Genomic DNA, 19,808 nt, shown 5'->3' with positions numbered 1-19,808 from the left:
TATATACTAATTACATACTAAAAACATAGGAATAATAGGATAAGATGAGGCTTGATGAAAATGAGATACGATAAACGGCTGTATAAACGAATGTGCTGAAGCTTTTATTTAATATTATTTATCAGGAGGTATATTATTATGAGCAAATTAGATTCTAAAAAATTAAAATTTGAAACGTTACAGCTTCATGTAGGTCAGGAAAATCCCGATTCAGATACGGGAGCAAGAGCAGTTCCTATATATCAGACATCGTCTTATGTATTCAAGAATTGCCGGAATGCTGAAGAAAGGTTTAATCTTAAAGATAGCGGGAACATATACGGAAGGCTTACTAATCCTACGCAGGAGGTTTTTGAGAAGAGAATCGCTGCTTTGGAAGGCGGAACGGCCGCTCTCGCGGTAGCAAGCGGAGCGGCGGCGATAGCTTATGCGGCGGAAAACATAGCCGCAAACGGCGGACACATTGTTGCCTCTGAAACTATTTACGGAGGTACCTATAATTTGTTTGCTCACACTCTGCCTCAGTTCGGTATAGAAACTTCATTTGTGAATCCTGAACCTGACAGCATTGAAAAAGCAATAAAAGAAAATACAAAGGCTGTTTTTATTGAAACTCTGGGAAACCCGAATTCTAATATTATAGATATTGAAAAGGTAGCTCGGATAGCTCACAGGCATAATATTCCGTTAATTGTCGATAATACATTTGCAACGCCTTATTTAGTAAGACCTATTGAATATGGAGCGGATATAGTTGTTCATTCAGCAACAAAATTTATCGGAGGTCATGGTACGTCTCTGGGCGGCGTTATTGTGGACAGCGGTAATTTTGATTGGAACGCTTCAGGGAAGTTTCCTACGCTGACAGAACCGGATCCGGGGTATCATGGCATTAGCTTTGCAGAGGCAGCCGGAGCTGCTGCATTTGTGACAAGAATTCGTGCGGTTCTGCTGAGGGACACTGGAGCGGCCTTATCGCCTTTCAACGCATTTTTACTTCTTCAAGGTCTTGAAACCTTGTCGCTTAGAGTAGAGCGTCATACTCTGAATGCGGTTAAAGCGGTAAACTATTTAAAAGATCATCCGAAAGTAAATCGGGTAAACCATCCGTTAATATCTGACAACGGTGATCCTGAGCTTTATAAAAAATACTTTCCTAACGGCGGAGGCTCGATATTTACATTTGAAATAAAAGGCGGAGAAGCTGAAGCAAAACGGTTTATAGATAGTCTTGAGCTTTTTTCACTCCTTGCAAATGTGGCTGACGCAAAATCGCTTGTAATTCATCCGGCGTCAACAACTCATTCCCAACTGAGTGAAAAGGAATTATTAAAGCAGAATATAAAGCCCAATACAATAAGATTGTCTATCGGAATTGAACATATAGACGATATTATAAACGATCTTTCACAGGCGTTTGATAAAATATGAAAGGGAGATTTTTTATGGCTAAGATTTATAGTAGCGTTATGGAGCTTATAGGCGGAACTCCTCTTATGAAATTAAATAATTATATGTCCGCTGAGGGACTGGAGGCAAATCTTTTAGGAAAGCTGGAATTTTTTAATCCTGCGGGAAGCGTTAAGGACAGGGTAGCCAAAAAGATGATAGAGGACGCGGAGAAGTCAGGCATTCTCAAACCTGGAGCGGCAATAATAGAACCTACCAGCGGGAATACCGGAATAGGTCTTGCCGCCGCAGCGGCTTCAAAAAGATACAGAGCTATAATGACTATGCCGGAAACAATGAGCGTTGAGAGAAGAAAGCTTTTGAAGGGTTATGGAGCTGAAATCGTTCTTACAGACGGTTCAAAGGGAATGTCTGGTGCAATTGCCAAAGCGGAGGAATTGAAAAATGAAATCGAGGGTGCGGTAATACTGGGCCAGTTTGTAAATAAATCTAATCCTCAGGCTCATTATGACTCTACAGGTCCTGAAATATGGAATGATACTGACGGAAATGTCGATATATTTGTAAGCGGAGTAGGAACTGGCGGAACGATATCCGGTACCGGAAGGTATCTAAAGTCTAAGAATTCTGATATTAAAATAGTTGCAGTCGAACCGGAAGCTTCCCCCGTTTTGTCCGGAGGCAACGCGGGGCCTCATAAAATTCAGGGTATCGGCGCCGGTTTTGTTCCTGATACTCTTGATACTGATATTTATGACGAGATTATCACTGTTCCGAATGAAGTATGCTTTGAAACCGGAAGAAAGATAGCAAGGACAGAGGGCATATTGATCGGTATATCCGGAGGAGCGGCAGTTTGGGCGGCAGCGAAATTAGCAAAGCGTCCTGAGAACAAGGGTAAAAATATTGTTGTTATTATTCCGGATACAGGCGAAAGATATCTCTCAACTGCATTATTTGAATAAAAAAATATAAAAGGGATACGCATATAGCGTATCCCTTTTATATTAATGTCAAACGAAACTAATTTAATGATAAACGTTAAATTGTTATTGACAAACGTAAAATCTAATGCTATAATAATATTGTTGAAGCCGGTAAAAACAAAATTTATAATATTTACGGAGGATATGAAATGAAAAATATCAGCAAAATTACTATGGCAGTTTCTAAGACAGTGGAAATTCTGCATTGGGCAGGAGCGGTATTTTCGGCAGCTTTATTGGTATGCTCTTTTGCGGCAAAAGATTGGTTATTTGATGTCGTCTCGAAATTAATACCTGAATATGGAAACGAGGTGTCAACCTATGGATTTGAAATGACTGCCGTTGATGAAAACGGTTTATTAGATATGACTGTAATCAGACTTTTTGCAATTGGCTCTGTAATAATTTTATCATTAATGGCAATGGTTTTTCGTAATGTTTATTTGGTTGCCAAAAAATCTGAAAATGATCCGTTCAATAAGGATAATATCCGTATGATTCGTGAAATCGGAATATTTTCTTTATCCGTTCCTGTAATCGGATTTATTATGAGCGTTATTTCCAGAATTGTTATCGGTGTAGAGAAAGCGGAAATCGTTGTCAGGATAGACGGCTTAATTTTAGGGATATTGATTTTATTTATTACTCAGATTTTTGTATACGGCGCTGAACTTCAGAACGATGTCGACGGACTTTTATAATGAGGTTTTGGTATTATGGGAAAAATTATATTAAGACTGGATCGTATGATGGTAGAAAGAAAGATATCTCTTAATGAACTTGCTGAACGAGTGGGAATCTCAAATGTAAATCTTTCAAAAATCAAGAATAATAAAGTTACAGCCATAAGATTTTCTACACTTGCGGCAATCTGCGAAGCGCTTGATTGTGAAGCTGGAGATATTCTGGAATTTCAGAAAGACTGAATTATAGTGAAATTATTTATATATTAATGGCAAAAAAGAAAACGGTTTATCCCTTGCTTTATTTAATCAAGGGATAAACCGTTTCTTATTATTTATATAATATTAGAAAATAGAAAAAATAACTGCGACACTTTGTAATTGTATATAAAATTAGTTTATACAAACTGTAAATACAATCTTTATAATTGATTTACTAATATTATACACCAAATAGATTTTAAAGTCAATAGTAAATACCATTTATATGATAGAATCTTATATTATATATAAAATTCGGAGGATTTATTTATGGGATTTTACCAAAGACTGAAAGATTTAAAGGAAGACAACGATCTAACGCAGAGATATGTGGCTGATTTAATTGAAGTATCTGTTAATCATTACGGGAAGTATGAGAGGGGTGAAACCGATATTCCTTTTTCAAAGGCAATAAAATTAGCGGAATACTATAACGTTTCCCTTGATTATATAGCGGGAAGAACGAATGATAAAAAATTTTGCAGGGATTTGTCTCCGGCGCGTCTTGTTAAATTATTTGGAAATTTGAATCATGATAATCAAATCAGAATAGAAGAGAGAATTATGGAAATGCTTGAATCGCAGGATAAACATAGCGATATATAAAATGCTGAAAATTTTATTTTTTTCTCTTGACAAAATTAAAAAATTATGATAGCATTTAATTATTGAAAGCTTTGATAAAGGAAGATTTATTGTAGGAGTTATTCAGAGAAGCGCAGTCACCGGCTGAAAGCCGCGCTATAACGGACAGTAAATACACCGCCTTTTGAGCTCGGTTAATACCCGACGGTTCGTTCCCGTTAAAAAACGGCTTATGAGGCATGATATTTTCGTGCGAATAAGGGTGGAACAGCGGTTATCTTATCGCCCCTTGGATCTAATTGGTCTGAGGGGCTTTTTTATTTAAAGAGGAGGCGCTATGATAGTAATTAATTCTATATTAATAGAAGTTATATTGAATATGTATCTTTTTTTACAATACTTTAATTTGGGTTCAAAAGTGTTTTTTATTATATTTGGATGTATTTATTTTGTTATATACTGTTTGTTTCCGGTATATTCAAAGCAATACGGTAAAAAGCTGCAAATATTACGCGGGGGTCTGAATCTTCTGTCAGTTTTTTTAATAACCGTAACTGTACAAATTATATTGACATTATATCTGAGCTTCTTATCTGAGATTGATTCAAAATCTATTATTTTAAATACTGTTATATTTTTTATAGGCGAGTTTATTATTTTTTGGAATGGTATAATCCGAGTTTATCTTACTTCAAATCAGCTTGGAATAAAATGGCGAATTGCCGGCGCAGTTTGCGGAATGATTCCTATTATAAATATTGTTATGCTTATAAAAATTATATATGTCATATCTTGTGAATACCGTTTTGAGCGTATGGTAATTCAAAGAGATATAAAACGGTGTGATAAACATTTTTGTAAAACTATATATCCGATATTAATGGTACATGGTGTTTTTTTCAGAGATTCAAAGCTTATTAATTATTGGGGAAGAATTGCTGACGAGCTTGAAAAAAATGGAGCGGTTATTTATTATGGGAATCAGCAGTCCGCGTCTTCAGTTGAAGAAAGCGCTAAGGAGCTTATGGAAAGAATGGAAGATATTATTAGAAAAAACGGATGTAAAAAGCTGAATGTCATTGCACATTCTAAGGGCGGTCTTGACGCAAGGTATGCTATCAGTATTCTTGGAGCTGATAAGTATACGGCAAGTCTTACAACTATAAATACACCCCATCATGGTTGTCTGTTTGCCGAATATCTTTTAAAAAAAGTTCCTGAAAGAGTACGAGATTCCATTGCTGATAAATATAATAATGTTCTGAGAAAAATTGGTGACAATGATCCTGATTTTATATCTGCTGTTACTTGTTTAACAGAAACCTCGTGCAGTGAGCTTAATAGAAAATGTCAGGATTCTTCTGAGGTGTATTACCAAAGCGTAGGGTCAAAGGCCAAAAAAGCGTCAAGCGGACAGTTTCCGCTTAATCTTTCATATAGGTTTGTTAAGTTGTTTGATGGTGAAAATGACGGATTAGTTTCCGTTAATTCTATGAAGTGGGGAAATCGTTTTATTTTTCTTGAACCTAAGAGTAAGAGGGGTATAACTCACGGTGATGTAATTGATTTAAACCGTGAAAATATTAAAGGCTTTGACGTAAGAGAATTTTATGTTAATTTAGTGAATGATTTAAAGGTAAGAGGCTTTTAAATGTAATTGTTCGATCTATGGTAGTAAAACCGTTAATAATTAAAAAATTATAGTTTTTGGTAGTAAATCAACAATAAAAATAGATTATTATAAAGGAGTAAAAAATGATAAAATTAAAATTAAAGGATGGAAGTATCCGCGAGATCGAGTCTGCCGTATCCGCCGCTGAAGTTATTAAGGGAATCGGCGCAGGTTTGTATAAAGCGGCATGCTGTGTAAAAATCAACGGTGAAGTAAAGGATCTCAGGACAGTTATAGACAGCGATTGCGATTTTGAAGTTATGACTTTTGATACTGCCGAGGGAAAGCAAACGTTCTGGCATACGGCTTCTCATATTTTGGCTCAGGCTGTTAAGAGGCTTTATCCGAACGCAAGGCTTGCAATAGGACCGGCAATAGAAAACGGCTTTTACTATGATTTCGATCTTGAAAAGCCGTTTACCACTGATGATCTTTCAAAAATAGAATCGGAAATGAAGAAGATAGTTAAGGAAGAACTTCCTCTGGAATGCTATGTGATGCAGCCGGATGAGGCTGTAAGAGCTTTGGAAGAGCAGGGAGAAATCTATAAGGCAGAGCTTTGCAGAGAGCATGCTCAAAAGGGAGAGCCGATTTCATTTTATAAGCAGGGCGAATTTTCAGATCTTTGCGCCGGACCTCATTTGCTTTCAACCTCTCCGGTAAAGGCTTTTAAGCTTCTTTCATGTACGGGCGCTTACTGGAGGGGCTCCGAAAAAAACAAAATGCTTACAAGAGTCTATGCAACGGCTTTTCCGAAGGCTTCTCAGCTTGAAGAGCGCTTGAAGGCGCTTGAGGACGCAAAAATGCGAGATCATAATAAACTGGGAAGAGAGCTTGAGCTTTTTACAACGGTCGATTATATCGGTCAGGGGCTCCCGATTATTCTTCCTAAGGGAGCAAGAGTAATACAACTGCTTCAAAGATGGGTTGAGGATGTAGAGCAAAAGCACGGCTATCTACTGACTAAAACGCCGTTTATGGCTAAACGCGAGCTTTATAAAATTTCCGGACATTGGGATCATTATCTTGACGGTATGTTTATTTTAGGTGATCCAAATGACGAAACAAAGGAATGCTTTGCGCTTCGCCCTATGACCTGCCCTTTTCAGTATCAAGTTTTTCTCAACAGGCAGCGCTCGTACAGGGATCTTCCCATGAGACTTGGTGAAACCTCAACGCTTTTCAGGAACGAGGACAGCGGAGAAATGCACGGTCTTATACGTGTTCGTCAGTTTACTATTTCGGAGGGACATCTTGTTCTGCGTCCGGAACAGCTTGAAGAGGAATTCAAGGATTGTCTGGAGCTTGCAAAATATTTTCTTGGCACGGTAGGACTTCTTGACGAGTGTACATTCCGCTTTTCACAGTGGGATCCGGCTAATCCTAAAAATAAATACGAGGGAACGGCAGAGCAGTGGGATCACGCGCAGTCGGTTATGAAAAAGATACTTGATCACCTTGGAGTGGAATATGAGGTAGGTATAGATGAAGCGGCCTTTTACGGTCCGAAGCTGGATATACAGTATAAGAACGTTTACGGCAAGGAGGATACTATTGTAACGATTCAGATAGATATGCTTTTGGCGGAAAAATTCGGTATGGAATATATAGACGTAGACGGAACAAGAAAACGTCCGTATATAATTCACAGGACTTCTCTCGGCTGCTATGAAAGAACGCTTGCGCTTCTAATTGAAAAGTATGCCGGAGCGTTCCCTTTGTGGCTTGCTCCCGAGCAAATTCGGTTTATCCCCATAGCGGACAGACATCTGCCTTATGTAAACGAAATTGCGGCAAGGCTTGAGGCCGCGGGTATCAGATATACGATAGACGAAAGAGCGGAAAAGATGGGGTATAAGATAAGACAGGCTCAGCTTGAAAAAATACCGTATATGATTATAGCGGGGGATAATGAGGCTGAAACTAATACGGTATCAGTACGCTCAAGACGCGACGGCGATCTCGGCTCTATGACTGCAGCAGAATTGCTGGACAGACTGATTGATGAAATATCAAATAAGAAGGCTTAAATTATTTTAAAGCGGCGGCTTACAGGCTGCCGCTTTTTTATAATATAAAAGGTCTGTTTTTTCTTATAAAACAAAAAATCCAATTTTTTGATATATTAACTTTTTTATTGACACTAATTATAATTTATGATATAATAAGCAATGATTTCAGAATATAAAAAAACCTTGAAAATAGGCAGTTAATTGGATTATTGTTGTATTTGCGGAGGTAAATATGCAGATAAAAAAAGACGATGCTAAAGATAAAAAAAAGGATAGCGTGTTGACAGTAGGAATGTTATTTTCTAAGATGAAAAAATTTTTTGTGCCGTGGATTATTGCCGCAGTTGTTATTGCCTTATTGAATTTAGGCATAAGCGGCGGTAAAAGGCTTGTTACAGGAACCGTGTCTTCTGTAATAAATTTCAGCTTCGACGGTATAGAATCAGGGCTTGATCCTGCAGGCAACAAGTTTGACGTAAACGAGATAAAATCCAAGGATATTATCAGAGAATCCCTCAAGGAAACAGGCTTAGACGGAGATGTAAATCATATTTACAGTCATATCAATATCGACGGAGTAGTTCCGCTTGACGTAATCGAACGTATAACAAAGTATGATTCTATTTATAATTCCGATGTGATTGTTTCGTCAAAAAGTATACAGGATACGTCCTATTATCCTACTCAATATAAAATTGTATTGGAATGCGGTTCAGAAACCGGTCTAAGCAAAAAGGAGGGAGCCCTTCTTTTAAATAAAATAACTGAAAAATACAGAGAGGTTTTTTATAATAATTACGGATATAACTCATCGCTGGAATCTGCGGTTGTATCAATAGATTATACCGAATACGACTATGTAGACGCTGTTGATGTATTCGATTCATCCTTAGGATCTCTTAAAAATTATATTGACGAGCTTGCGGCTTCGGACAATACTCGTTTCAGATCGGAAACGGGATATACTTTTGCCGATCTCTCGTCGTCCATTGATACGGTAAGAAATGAAGACCTTGATTGGATTTCTTCTTATATTACTCTTAATAATGTGACAAAGGACAAAAAAAATCTTATAGCAAATTATAAGTTTAAAATTGAAGATCTGAAACGAAGTAAAATAATTTCCGAGGAACAGCTCAAGGCTGTTTCTGAAACCATTGAGGTCTATGAAAAAAATTCTATATTGATTTTCAGCAATGCAACTGACGCGGCTAACGCGTCGCTTACGCAGTCATCGGATACATACGATAATCTTATAACACAGAAAATTGAGGCGCAGGCGAATCTTTCTGCATGCGAGCAAAATATAAAACGTTATGAGGAGCGTATAAAATCTCTTGAAAACGGCGCTTCTACAGCAGCAGATAAAGAGCTTATTGACGCGGAGCTGAAAAAAATATCGGGAAAGATAGATACATTAATTAATACTGTTAATGAAACTGCGTCGGAGTATTATGAAAAGGTTTTGTTTTCCAACGCATATACTGTATTGACGCCTGCTTCAACTTCTGTTACGGGAACGTTAAAGGCGGCTGTTTCGGATTCAGTGGATAATATATTTATGTTCGAGCTTATTCTGGCCGCATTGTATGTTACGGTTTCCGTTGCCTTTGCCTTAATTAAGACGCCTATGCTGACAAAGAAATTTGCGGGCAGAAAAAACAGGCGCAAAACCGTAAAAAATAGGAAATGATGTTAGAATAATATGGAGGCAAAAATTAATGGAAACTGAGAAAAATATCAGCATTACATTAAAACAACCGGATGAATATGATAATTCGGTAGCAATATCATTCAGTACCTTAGCAAAGCAGGCTAAAAGATATTTTATTTTATGGTTGATTGCTGCCGCCGTTGTCTTAATGTTTACGGTTGGCTTTGTAATGATGTTTAAGAAAAGTACGACTGATAATATGATAACGGCTTTAGTAAGCTTTAATTTTGACGGAATTGAAAAAGGTCTTGATCCTCAGGGGAAAAAGTTTGACGTTAATAAAATAAAATCTCCAAACGTAATAGAAGCCGCGTTGACAGATATGGATATTTCATTGAATTTTGTTGAAAGCGTCAGAAGAAACATATATATTAACGGCGTTATACCTAATGATGCCATGGATAAGATTTCCCTATATAAGAATATTTATTCCGGAGGCGGATCCGCCGCTCTTACAGCGGTAGAATCTATGCTTGAATTAGGCTATTATCCTTCATATTATATAATATCCTTTGACTATTATAAAACAGGCTTTGATTTATCGGAAAGCAAGCAGATACTTGATAAAATTCTAAAAAGCTATCAGAATTATTTTTTCACCAATTACGGTTATAATGAATCGCTTGGAAACGCTGTTGTTGCTGTCGATTACAAGGAATATGATTATCCTGCGGCTATAGACGTATTTAATACGACTCTGACAAATCTGAGCGATTATGTAAGCAAGCTTTCAAATGCCGACGCGGGATTTAGGTCAAATGAAACCGGTTATTCCTTCAGTGATCTGAAAACTACGATAGATACTTTGAAAAATGCTGATCTTGACAGTCTTTCGTCTTATATAGTTATAAACAATGTGACGAATGATAAGGAATTGCTGCTGACTTATTACAAATACCGAATAGAAGAACTTAGCCGTCAGCAGAAAATAAGTCAGTCGGAGCTTGATTCTATAACTAATTCTATTGATAATTATGAAAAGGATACTCTTTTGTTTTTCGGAGACGGTACTGAAAACGCAGAGACGTCTTATTCTCAGGCTTCACAGAAATATGACGAGCTGATAAATCAAAAAATTGCCAAGCAAAACGAAGTATCCAGAAACAAACAGCGCGTGGAATATTATAATGACAGAATCGACGCGCTGAAAAGCAATAATTCCTCATTGACAGTCAGTAAGGAAGACGTCGAGGAAAGACTTGAAGAAATTAATAATAAGATTACTGACTTAATAGATACTGTAAATAAAACTGCCGATGAATATTATGAAACAGTTACATTCGCTAATGCTTATAATATTCTTGTTCCTGCTACGGGAACTGAACCTACTGTTGTTACCGGGGACTTTTTTATGCCGGTGTTTATTGCTGAAGGCGTATTGCTTGTGATATATTTGGCAATCGTGTTTATAAAGACAATTAAGGTTGATTATAAGGCTTCGAAAACCGACAGCGAAGTAAAGCAGATTATAGAAAAATAAACTGTATTTAAAATAAAAAAGACGCTTTCCGATGTGGAAAAGCGTCTTTTTAAATGAGTTTATCCCTCAATTTGTTTTCCAAGAAACAGAGCCGCTGCGCTTATAAGACTCTTTTGCAGCTCTGACACTGATGTTGAATTTTCACTTTCCATGAATGCAACCGCACCGGTTACGTCTCCAGAGCTTAGTATAGGCATACATGCTAAAGCTGCTTTATCTACTCCTTCGGCGGGGAAAAAACCGTTTGCCGTATCAGATACGGAAGCAAAATAATTTCTTCGCCTTTCCATTAATTCTTCAAGAAGCGGGGATACTCTTCTTTCATTAAATTCCTTTTTGGAAACTCCAGAGACTGCTACAACATGATCCCTGTCGAATATAACGACAGGACAGCCTGCGAGCTTGCACATTATTTCCGCTACCTGAGAAGCGTTTTCACTCATCTCACTGATTGCGGAATATTTTTTGAAAATAACTTCGCCGTCATTGCTTGTATATATTTCTAACGGGTCGCCGTTACTGATAACATTGACGTTAAGAACCTTATCTCCCTTGTTTTTAACAGGGAAGATGAATTTTTCAGTAAGTGATGAGATATTCTTAGCGTCCAAGTTAAAATTTGGCGATTGCTCCTCTGCCGCTCCGACTGATACAAGCTGTCCGCTTTTGAGCAGCGCGTCGATGTCTGCTTTCAGAAATATATCAATTCGGTCGTTATACACCACGATTTTTTCAAGGATAAAGTCAAGGTCGCTTTTTGCAAGAGAAGGCTTGCTGATTATGTTGTCGAAAATGTCCAGAACCGTTTTGGCGGTTCGGTTTATCTTTATCACTGAATTGTGCTTATCCGCCGCAAGCGCCGCCTGATTTTTCAATCCCTCGATACGCAAGGTAAGCTCGTCCAGCATTTCCGAATAGGTTTCCTCAAGTATGTCGGCTCGGTCCGGGTGCTTCATCAGATCCCTGGTCTGCTGTCTGGTAAGCATTTTTATCTCGGCTTTCGCTGAGTCAATCTGCTCATTGATTATGTCGATCGTCGCCTTGCTGTTTTTAGTTTCAGTCTTTTCCTTTGCGATTGAGTCTTTAAGTCTTTCAATCATATCCGCGGAATTGTCACGGACTCTGCGGATATATTCCTTCAGAAGCTTGTCAAGCATATCCACTCTTGTATGATGAGATGTACAGCCCTTTGTTCCTCTTCGGTGATATGTTCCGCAGGTGTATGCAGGCGCAAGGTCATTGCGGCTCATTGCGAACATTGGCGAGCCGCAGTCTCCGCAGAAAAGATAACCCGAATACACGTTGTCATTCTTTTTCACGCCCCGATAATTTGTTGTCGAACGCTTTTTAAGCTGCTCCTGAACGGCGGCAAAGGTTCTGTAGTCAACGATGGGAGTGTGGTTGTTTTCAAAAACTATATGGTCGGTTTCATGAACCTTTTCCTCTCCGCCGTTAATTTTTTTGCGTTTGTATTTTCCCTGACGGAGAGTACCGATATAAAAATCGTTTTGCAGAATTTCGCTCACGGTTATGATACTCCAGGTGGATTTGACTTCTTTTTTATACTCCTCGCCTTGTGCCTCCTTACGCATTTTTTCGCACATTCTCGGCGTTGGAATTTTTTTATCGGTAAGGTGATTTGCAATTTTCTTGTAGCCCCAGCCGTTTTTATACAGCTCAAAAATCTCGCGGACAACCTCGGCGGCAGGCTCGTCAACCTCAAACTGCATTGTTTTGTGGTTTGTCATAACATAGCCGTAGGGGACGGCGCATATCCATCTGCCCTCCTCCTGACGGCGTTTGATAACCGACTTGACCTTTTTGGAGGTGTCGGTTACGGGCATTTCGTTTATGAGAAATCTGAACTGAATTGCCGTCCAATCGTCGTATGTCGGATAGTCAATGTTGTCGCCTATTGAGATAATTCTCATTCCCGCGTCACGCAGATCCTCAAGCTCAACCAGCCCCTTGCTGTTTCGTCTTGAAAATCGTGAGAAATCCTTGACGATAAGAATATCATATTCAAGCTGTATCATCTTTTTACGGAGCCTTTGATAGCCCTCGCGCTGTTCAAAAGTATAGCCTGAACGGTCGCGGTCTTCATAAAAATCAAGGCTGCTGTCAGGAAATTTCCGGCTGACGAAATCCGTGATGATAGCTTTTTGGTTTTCAATAGAGGTGTTGTCGCGGTCAAGCTCTTCGTCGACGGAAATTCGGCAGTAGCCTGCTATGTTCGGTTTTACCGGCATTTATTTCACCCTTTCTTATTCAATGCTGTCAGCGTTTATATGCTGTTTTACCTTTGCGAATACCAACAATGTTGCAAGAAATATTCGACTTGATTACGATAATATTGTATCACGTTTCAGCTGAAAATGCAATAGATAAACCCAACATATTTGCATTGGAAATACTGTTCGATATGTAAAGAGAGACGCTGTATGCGTACTCTCTTGCAGGTTACAGCTGATAATTATTCAGAACTAAGCCTTCTGTGCAGTCATACAGATTTTTGTTACCTGAGCGGAACACAACGGTTTTACACCCTGCGGCTTTGTTTTCTTCGCAGATTTCTTCAAGCTTTTTTTCAAAGCCTTCGCTCTGCTGTTCATCATTTGTAACCCAGATTTCAACAAGCTTCAAATCGTCTTTTGCGTTTATTTCCAATAAACAACACCTCTCTTTAAGCTTTGACTTGATGGGGGATATTATTCATATTTTTACGTTGTTCTGCCGAAGGTAGTAAATAAACTTTTCCGTTTGGTTTCTGTAGCGAACTAATCTGCATATTTTTCCGCCATTATTCGTTTTAAATTCCTTCTCCTTTAGCTGTTCTGATACTCCGCAGCGTCCTCGTAATCAATGATGCCGTTGATTTTCCTCACCTCGTTTACGCACATAGCGTGAAGCTTGTCCAGCGTTTCATCGTCAACCTCGTTTACAGCGGCGGTCATATGCGAAAGCTTTCCAAGCTCCACAGCGACCTTGAAAAGCAAACGTGCAAGTCTCTGTTCCGTACCCTTTATCTGCGCCTTGACCGTTTCGGTTATCATAGGGGAGAGATAGTTTATGTTATCTTCCTCGTTGAGATATCCGATGTAAAATTTGACGGCTTTCTCGATAAACTCCGTTTTTGAAGCGCAGTTGTCCCCGCGATATTCCTGTTCGATCTTCTTAATTGTTTCTGGCTGAAAATACACAGCCATTCTTTTCTTTGCCATAAATCTGCTCCTTTCCCTGTCACGTCCCCTGAATAAATGCCGATTTTACGCGCTTTTCGGTATCTGTGACTCCTGAATTCAACTAAAATCCTATTTCCGGCCCCATAAGACATCCGTTGGAATACTGCACGATCCTCTTGTACAAACGGCGTATTTAGGGCGTTTCCGCGGCGGGCTTTGCTCGTCCGCTGTGAACGGTCTGGGGGCTTTGACCCCTGACCTTTAACTAGCAAGTAAATATTTGAGTTTTTGAAGTAATTCAAATTCCTCCATTTGTGTAAATTACCAGCTGCACATATTGCACCACCTCTGTATTAATTTTATTCATCCGCCCGCAAACGCTCCACGTTGGCTTGTGCGGCGTTTTTATGCTTCATGCCGATATATTTCCCGATTGAATTTGGGAGGTCAAATTCGGGCGGATTTGGCTCGTAAATCTGCGTGGCGGTAACAGTTAAGCGTGACAGTAAAAATACATTTCAAATTCTACTGACACGTACCATAGACAACGCTGTTACTGACTTTGCAACACTTCTGTAAGCTGTTTCGTGACAGTAACTCCGCTGCCGTTTTTACTGTCACTGCCGTCACGCGCGGAACAGTAATCAAGAATAATTTTTCTTCCCGAATGATTTCGGCCGCAACAGAAATCAATACCGCATTGCTTCAGTTTGTAACCGTTCTGAACCAAATCTCTTGTAACACGATTTGCATGAAATTTTTCAGTTGAAACAGTTTTTAAAGCTTCAATCAACTCAGTTGCAGTTCTCTCGAAATGACCAGCGTCCTTGATGAATACGTAAACAGCGGCGAGGAAAATGTTGTCTTTGCTTGGCGGATGAGATTCCTCATCGGTGACTGTCCAACGGTTACTTTCAAATGCAAGGTTTAGCTCATGATTTTCAATGTCGCGTCCGACGCAGTAGAGCCTGGCGGTTCTGCTGCCGCGCTTTGTTTCTATGAGTACAAGGCTTCCGTCAACGCAGCCGCTTATACCAGCGCTGCCGGAAATCATATTGAAAGGATCGTTGTCTTTACATTTTCGTGTGTGGTGAACAAGTAAAACGGTAATCCTCAGTTTATCGGCAAGACCTTTCAAAACAGACAGTTCCTTATAGTCCGAGCCGTAGCTGTTTTCCGTTGACCCGCGAACCTTTTGCAGCGTGTCGATTACAACAAGTTTCAAATCAGCGTGCTCCGACTTGAACCTTTCAATCTGGATTTCAAGACCGTTTCCGATTGTTTCCGCCATGACCGCAAAGAAAAGCTTTTCTGTCGGTTCGTCTGTAATTTCATAAAGCCGCTTTTGTATTCGTTCATAGCTGTCCTCAAGGCAAAGGTACAGCGTTTTTCCCTGAGAAACCGTCCGACCTAACACTTTTTCTCCTTTTGCTATGCTCAGACAAAGGTCTAAAGCTAACCACGATTTCCCGACCTTCGGCGCTCCTGCCAGAATGTAAAGACCTTGCGCAATTAAACCGTCAACTGCAAATTCGATAGGCTTGTATACGGTGGTCATGATTTCCTCGCAGGTTTTGGTTTTTAGTTCTTTCATTCAGTCAGCCTCCTTTGTTAATAAATATTTGATTTTCAAGCTTCCGTTATTTTATCCTACCTGCCGCGTGCGGCGCTCACAAGAACGTTATGCGGCGCTTCAACGAAATTTTATGTACCGTCAAACAGAAAAAGCCCGCACATACTTAACCACGACTAAAGGCGGAAGCTTTTCCGTCTGAATCGTGCCTAAATATGTACGAGCCTTATGCTCTTTGAAATATGTTTATGTAATTGGCGTTTGATATTTAATTGTCATTTTAAATAGAACTCTGTCGTTCTATTTTTATTTTAACATGGTAATGTGCGATTGTCAAGATAGCGTCAGAAATTTAACAACCATTAAAGTTAAAATACTCATAATACTATTCTGATTTTGAAAGCTACTTTTAAAATTAAAATGCCCATATATTCCAATGGGCATTTATAGGTTATTGAACGTTCGGTATCTCTATATTGTTTTCTTTCAGAAAAGCTTCAAGTTCCTCATAAAACAAATCAAAAGCTTCAGATTCATTCTGTACAAATCTAATTAAATAATCGTCCCATAATATTGATTCTCGTATATGATATTTTTGTGCAAGCCATTCATTAAATTCGTGATATTGATTTATTTTATATTTTTTATTATCGCATATCATTGCAAATTTATAACCATCTATAAAGCTACAAAGCCTTACCAAAGATTTTGTGCCAATATACAAACCAGGTCGCAGCTTAATCATCATAAGTAGACAAATAATATTATCAGGTTTAGTCATAATTTTTACCTCAGAAATTTATTTTTTCAATTGTTTTTTCGCCACCAGGTGCAAAAAAACCATTGAACCATTTATTATAATCTATGCCATTGGGAAATATATTATCATATACCTTGTTATTGTACAAAATTGCTACGTGCTTTCCATTTTTGGATATCGCTTCTGTTGAAGAATATAAATCATGTATTATAAAACGATTACCATAGGTCAAATTGAGTCTTGTACCGTTTTGACCTATACTTTTTAAATAACCCATGACCTCATCGGCACATTTAACACATTCGAAATTCTTATATTTTCCCGCAATCTTGCTAATACCCTTGCCGATTTCGTCCGAGTATTTAAAGGATATATCAACAATTTCATCTAAATTTTTCCCGGCAGCCGCAAACATTCCTTTCAGCTTTGTATATTCTGATTTTGAAAACTGCTTTCCGTTCTTTAGCGAATTTGCAATGTTGTCTAATGAAGAACCCGGCAAATACTTCAATACATCAGGTACCTGCTCGCTTACTTTTAACAATGCGCTTGCAATCGTGGGAGCGTCATCTAAATGCTTTAATACAAAATCCTCAAGAGCCGACGCTATCTTTGCAGCGTCTCCGGCCAACGGAACAAGTCCGATTCCGCTTATAACCGCATAGCCCCATTCTCCCTTACGGGCGTTCGCTATTACATCTCTTATGTCAGCATATCCTGGAATAAAACCGCCCGTTATCTGACCGAGTAATGTAGGAATATCGTTACATTCAATAAAATCGCCTAAAACAATTCCTTTTATAAAACGTGAATCCCATTCGAATCCGGTTAAATCATATGAGAACGGATCAGTTCCGTTTATATATTCCTCATAATCGTTGAAGCTGTCGCCATCAGGATTGGGATTTAACGGATCAAACCAAAGCTGGACTTCTTTTCCGTCTGATAAACCGTCGCTATCAGTATCTTTTGAATTTGGGTTAGTTCCTAAAAGTGATTCCAGATAATCGTCAACATTGTCTGAATCCGTATCAGGCATAGTAGGATCAGAGGAATAACCGATGGCAGAATAATATTCCACCATAGATACTGTTGATGTAAGCTTTTCGGTCACGAAATTAAGCTCTATATTATCATCAAGCCCGTCTCCGTCGGTATCCTTTTTAAATGGATCGGTATTTATCGGATGTCCGTCAGGCTTTAAACCGTAAAGCTCAACCAAATCCGGTATTCCGTCCCCGTCTGAATCCACGCCCTCAAATCGGAGTATGAATCGTCGCTCCCGTCGATACGTCAAATCTACGGCGCTTACCGAATTGTACACCTCTCCGCCTGTGGATTGCACGATAATTTTCAGATTTGAACTCACGCTGCCGTAGCCAAGATTCACTCTTGTAAAGCTGGTTCAAATACAGTAGCTTTTGGGTATTCATTCGATTGCTTATTTCTTGACCATTCCAGCTCTTCGTCTAATTCCTTTGCCCAATCCGGTAATTCCTCAACTCGGTTGAAGGTTATTTTATCATTGACCTTAATACTATCAATGACAGATTCTGTTACGGTGATAATGCATTTCTTTTCCGAAAACTTACAATCTGCCCTTACCATAAGATCTTCTGTCTTGTAAACGAAATTATTTTTTTGAAGAATATCATAATCTACAATATTAACCTCCCTGCCGAAATCAAAATCTAGTTCAATATTATAAGACTTTTCACTATCCTTTAATGTACCTAAACAAAGATAATATCCTTCATCCTCTAAAACAGTGAAAAATATATCTGGATTCTCTGAAACCCAATTTGTATTTAACTGATTTCTTGGCTTTATATCGCTATCCATATCGCATGAGACAAGGGTTAATGACAAAATCATTAGTATCAGAATATTTATAAATTTTTTCATAATTCCCCCTTAACATAAATAATACCCTGTAATAAAAGAACCGTTTTCTCTATTTATTAAATCAATAAAATCATCAAAATTATTTCTTACTCCGTTATTATATGTATTAATTGTTTTATCTAAATTAACCCGTACTGCAATAGTATGCAATCCTCGTCCTATATCATCCTTATTATTCCAGTATGACATTATAAATACTCTTCCCGGTTTTGCCCATGACTGTAATTCACTTAATGATTCAGTTTGTTCATTCTTATATTTGTGAGCGTTTAAATATTGCTTAATATAAAATGGATTTGAACCGAAAAATCCGGATTTTAAAATTATTCCCAGCTGAGTTGAGGGAATACTTGAAAACGAAGGATGTGTGCTAAGCAGTCTTGTATCCATCGCCATTCCGCCGTTTGCTTCAAATTCCAATGCTATTTCAGACAGTGCCTGATAATTATTTTTCAACTTTAAAGCGTTATAAATCGCTATCAATTCACATCCGTTATGCTCCATAGTATATTTATAACCATATTTAATGTTGCTTACCGGCGCTTCATTTTGATTATTAATATAATCAAAATTAGCGGCATTTTCTATAGCAGTATTGCTATAAAATCGTTGTATTATGGCACTGACTTCACTTGCGCTTTCAACATCAGCAAAACTGGGAGCAGCTTCCCATTTGTTAACCTTTATATTATAACTGGCAAATTCCCAAAATCGAGCTTTTCCTAATATATATGGTGTCAGTGGATATACATCATCTCCATCTAAAATTCCATCACCATCAGTATCCGATAAGCGCGGATTTGTTCCTAAATTATATTCCTCTTTATCATCCAACCCGTCATTATCAGTATCCATCATAGTAGGATCAGAGGAATAACCGATAGCGGAATAATACTCCACCATAGATACTGCTGATGTAAGCTTTTCGGTCACGAAGTTAAGCTCTATATTATCATCAAGCCCGTCCCCGTCTGTATCCTTTTTAAATGGATCGGTATTTATCGGATGTCCATCAGGCTTTAAACCGTAAAGCTCAACCAAATCCGGTATTCCGTCTCCGTCCGAATCTTCACCCTCAAACTGCGGTGGAAGCTCAATAGTATTTCCGGTTACGTTTGTAAGATCACTTGAGGGATAACCGTAGTAAACGTCTCCATGTGAATCATAGACAATTTTCTCCAAGTTAGAGCCAACGCTCCCGCCACCAAGACTTACAATATTTAAAGATACATTTGTGTAGTCATAGGAAGATAGCTCATAACCGTATGACACGTCGCCGTTTGTTAATACTATGATTCGGTACATCTCGGAATCGCTGTCGCTTACATATGACAATGCGGTCTGAACTGCGCTGTCCAGCCATAACGAATTTCCGTCACTGTTTACACCCTGAACTGCGGAATAAAGCGATCCCGTTGAACCTGTCAAGCCTGTATTAGATTCTATGTGATCCGAATACATAATGACTGCGGCGCTGTCTCCACTGCCCATATTTCCGATTATATTTTCACATATATATGCTCTGCTGCATTTTCTTCGACCGTATTTTTCCATATAATAGTCGATATTTGATTGACTACCTTGT

Annotated in this window: 16 protein-coding genes and 1 pseudogene; 9 read left to right on the top strand and 8 right to left on the bottom strand. The window is 38.6% G+C overall.

The window, feature by feature from the left end; genetic code table 11:
• The first annotated feature begins 138 nt into the window (after positions 1 to 138).
• From ACYQ0N_RS10270 to ACYQ0N_RS10230, 9 genes are all read left to right on the top strand, one after another.
• A complete protein-coding gene (locus tag ACYQ0N_RS10270) occupies positions 139 to 1,431 on the top strand; it encodes an O-acetylhomoserine aminocarboxypropyltransferase/cysteine synthase family protein (protein WP_460162624.1) in 1,293 nt (430 codons plus the stop codon).
• Positions 1,432 to 1,445: 14 nt separating this feature from the next.
• Positions 1,446 to 2,375: a cysteine synthase A gene (cysK, locus tag ACYQ0N_RS10265; RefSeq protein WP_177532630.1), complete on the top strand. Its 930-nt coding sequence runs from the start codon at positions 1,446 to 1,448 to the stop codon at positions 2,373 to 2,375.
• 170 nt (positions 2,376 to 2,545) lie between these two features.
• Positions 2,546 to 3,097 carry a hypothetical protein gene (locus ACYQ0N_RS10260; RefSeq protein WP_177532629.1) on the top strand — a complete coding sequence of 184 codons (552 nt, stop codon included), beginning with the start codon at positions 2,546 to 2,548 and terminating at the stop codon, positions 3,095 to 3,097.
• A gap of 15 nt (positions 3,098 to 3,112) precedes the next feature.
• Complete coding sequence (locus tag ACYQ0N_RS10255) at positions 3,113 to 3,322, top strand: helix-turn-helix domain-containing protein (protein ID WP_177532628.1); 210 nt, start codon at positions 3,113 to 3,115, stop codon at positions 3,320 to 3,322.
• Between the two features lie 288 nt (positions 3,323 to 3,610).
• Positions 3,611 to 3,946 (top strand): helix-turn-helix domain-containing protein, encoded by a 336-nt coding sequence (locus ACYQ0N_RS10250; RefSeq protein ID WP_177532627.1) that lies wholly within the window; start codon positions 3,611 to 3,613, stop codon positions 3,944 to 3,946.
• Positions 3,947 to 4,664: 718 nt separating this feature from the next.
• Entirely contained in the window at positions 4,665 to 5,576 is a 912-nt protein-coding gene (locus tag ACYQ0N_RS10245) for an esterase/lipase family protein (RefSeq protein WP_460162623.1), read from the top strand.
• Between the two features lie 104 nt (positions 5,577 to 5,680).
• Positions 5,681 to 7,627, top strand: a complete 1,947-nt coding sequence (thrS, locus tag ACYQ0N_RS10240; protein ID WP_460162622.1) for a threonine--tRNA ligase — start codon at positions 5,681 to 5,683, stop codon at positions 7,625 to 7,627.
• Positions 7,628 to 7,841: 214 nt separating this feature from the next.
• Entirely contained in the window at positions 7,842 to 9,302 is a 1,461-nt protein-coding gene (locus ACYQ0N_RS10235) for a hypothetical protein (RefSeq protein ID WP_460162621.1), read from the top strand.
• A gap of 28 nt (positions 9,303 to 9,330) precedes the next feature.
• Positions 9,331 to 10,803: a lipopolysaccharide biosynthesis protein gene (locus ACYQ0N_RS10230; protein ID WP_460162620.1), complete on the top strand. Its 1,473-nt coding sequence runs from the start codon at positions 9,331 to 9,333 to the stop codon at positions 10,801 to 10,803.
• Between the two features lie 59 nt (positions 10,804 to 10,862).
• Here ACYQ0N_RS10230 and ACYQ0N_RS10225 read toward each other — a convergent pair whose 3' ends face one another.
• From ACYQ0N_RS10225 to ACYQ0N_RS10190, 8 genes and pseudogenes are all read right to left on the bottom strand, one after another.
• Positions 10,863 to 13,052, bottom strand: coding sequence for a stage V sporulation T C-terminal domain-containing protein (locus ACYQ0N_RS10225; protein ID WP_460162619.1), 2,190 nt, complete (start codon positions 13,050 to 13,052; stop codon positions 10,863 to 10,865).
• Between the two features lie 211 nt (positions 13,053 to 13,263).
• The gene (locus tag ACYQ0N_RS10220) at positions 13,264 to 13,470 is read right to left on the bottom strand and encodes a hypothetical protein (protein ID WP_460162618.1); all 207 of its coding nucleotides are present in this window, start codon (positions 13,468 to 13,470) and stop codon (positions 13,264 to 13,266) included.
• Between the two features lie 158 nt (positions 13,471 to 13,628).
• Positions 13,629 to 14,024, bottom strand: a complete 396-nt coding sequence (locus ACYQ0N_RS10215) for a hypothetical protein (protein WP_460162617.1) — start codon at positions 14,022 to 14,024, stop codon at positions 13,629 to 13,631.
• Between the two features lie 514 nt (positions 14,025 to 14,538).
• The gene (locus tag ACYQ0N_RS10210) at positions 14,539 to 15,579 is read right to left on the bottom strand and encodes an AAA family ATPase (RefSeq protein ID WP_460162616.1); all 1,041 of its coding nucleotides are present in this window, start codon (positions 15,577 to 15,579) and stop codon (positions 14,539 to 14,541) included.
• A 430-nt stretch (positions 15,580 to 16,009) separates the two neighbouring features.
• Positions 16,010 to 16,339: a hypothetical protein gene (locus tag ACYQ0N_RS10205; RefSeq protein WP_460162615.1), complete on the bottom strand. Its 330-nt coding sequence runs from the start codon at positions 16,337 to 16,339 to the stop codon at positions 16,010 to 16,012.
• A gap of 10 nt (positions 16,340 to 16,349) precedes the next feature.
• Positions 16,350 to 17,642: a papain fold toxin domain-containing protein gene (locus ACYQ0N_RS10200; protein WP_460162614.1), complete on the bottom strand. Its 1,293-nt coding sequence runs from the start codon at positions 17,640 to 17,642 to the stop codon at positions 16,350 to 16,352.
• Between the two features lie 62 nt (positions 17,643 to 17,704).
• Positions 17,705 to 18,223, bottom strand: a complete 519-nt coding sequence (locus ACYQ0N_RS10195; RefSeq protein WP_177531887.1) for a hypothetical protein — start codon at positions 18,221 to 18,223, stop codon at positions 17,705 to 17,707.
• Positions 18,224 to 18,232: 9 nt separating this feature from the next.
• Positions 18,233 to 19,808 (bottom strand): annotated as a pseudogene (locus ACYQ0N_RS10190) (hypothetical protein); the annotation flags it as partial.

Source organism: Ruminococcus sporogenes, assembly GCF_054655175.1.
Note: the sequence above shows the minus strand (reverse complement) of the source record. Positions and strands in the feature narration are given on the sequence as shown.

What these genes read in the sequence shown, in the direction of transcription:
- ACYQ0N_RS10230 (WP_460162620.1), top strand. Translation starts at nt 9,331, where the DNA reads ATGGAAACTGAGAAAAATATCAGCATTACATTAAAACAACCGGATGAA.
- ACYQ0N_RS10250 (WP_177532627.1), top strand. Translation starts at nt 3,611, where the DNA reads ATGGGATTTTACCAAAGACTGAAAGATTTAAAGGAAGACAACGATCTA.
- ACYQ0N_RS10270 (WP_460162624.1), top strand. Translation starts at nt 139, where the DNA reads ATGAGCAAATTAGATTCTAAAAAATTAAAATTTGAAACGTTACAGCTT.
- ACYQ0N_RS10255 (WP_177532628.1), top strand. Translation starts at nt 3,113, where the DNA reads ATGGGAAAAATTATATTAAGACTGGATCGTATGATGGTAGAAAGAAAG.
- ACYQ0N_RS10225 (WP_460162619.1), bottom strand. Translation starts at nt 13,052, where the DNA reads ATGCCGGTAAAACCGAACATAGCAGGCTACTGCCGAATTTCCGTCGAC.
- ACYQ0N_RS10215 (WP_460162617.1), bottom strand. Translation starts at nt 14,024, where the DNA reads ATGGCAAAGAAAAGAATGGCTGTGTATTTTCAGCCAGAAACAATTAAG.
- ACYQ0N_RS10235 (WP_460162621.1), top strand. Translation starts at nt 7,842, where the DNA reads ATGCAGATAAAAAAAGACGATGCTAAAGATAAAAAAAAGGATAGCGTG.
- ACYQ0N_RS10210 (WP_460162616.1), bottom strand. Translation starts at nt 15,579, where the DNA reads ATGAAAGAACTAAAAACCAAAACCTGCGAGGAAATCATGACCACCGTA.
- ACYQ0N_RS10260 (WP_177532629.1), top strand. Translation starts at nt 2,546, where the DNA reads ATGAAAAATATCAGCAAAATTACTATGGCAGTTTCTAAGACAGTGGAA.
- ACYQ0N_RS10205 (WP_460162615.1), bottom strand. Translation starts at nt 16,339, where the DNA reads ATGACTAAACCTGATAATATTATTTGTCTACTTATGATGATTAAGCTG.
- cysK (WP_177532630.1), top strand. Translation starts at nt 1,446, where the DNA reads ATGGCTAAGATTTATAGTAGCGTTATGGAGCTTATAGGCGGAACTCCT.
- ACYQ0N_RS10195 (WP_177531887.1), bottom strand. Translation starts at nt 18,223, where the DNA reads ATGAAAAAATTTATAAATATTCTGATACTAATGATTTTGTCATTAACC.
- thrS (WP_460162622.1), top strand. Translation starts at nt 5,681, where the DNA reads ATGATAAAATTAAAATTAAAGGATGGAAGTATCCGCGAGATCGAGTCT.
- ACYQ0N_RS10245 (WP_460162623.1), top strand. Translation starts at nt 4,665, where the DNA reads ATGATTCCTATTATAAATATTGTTATGCTTATAAAAATTATATATGTC.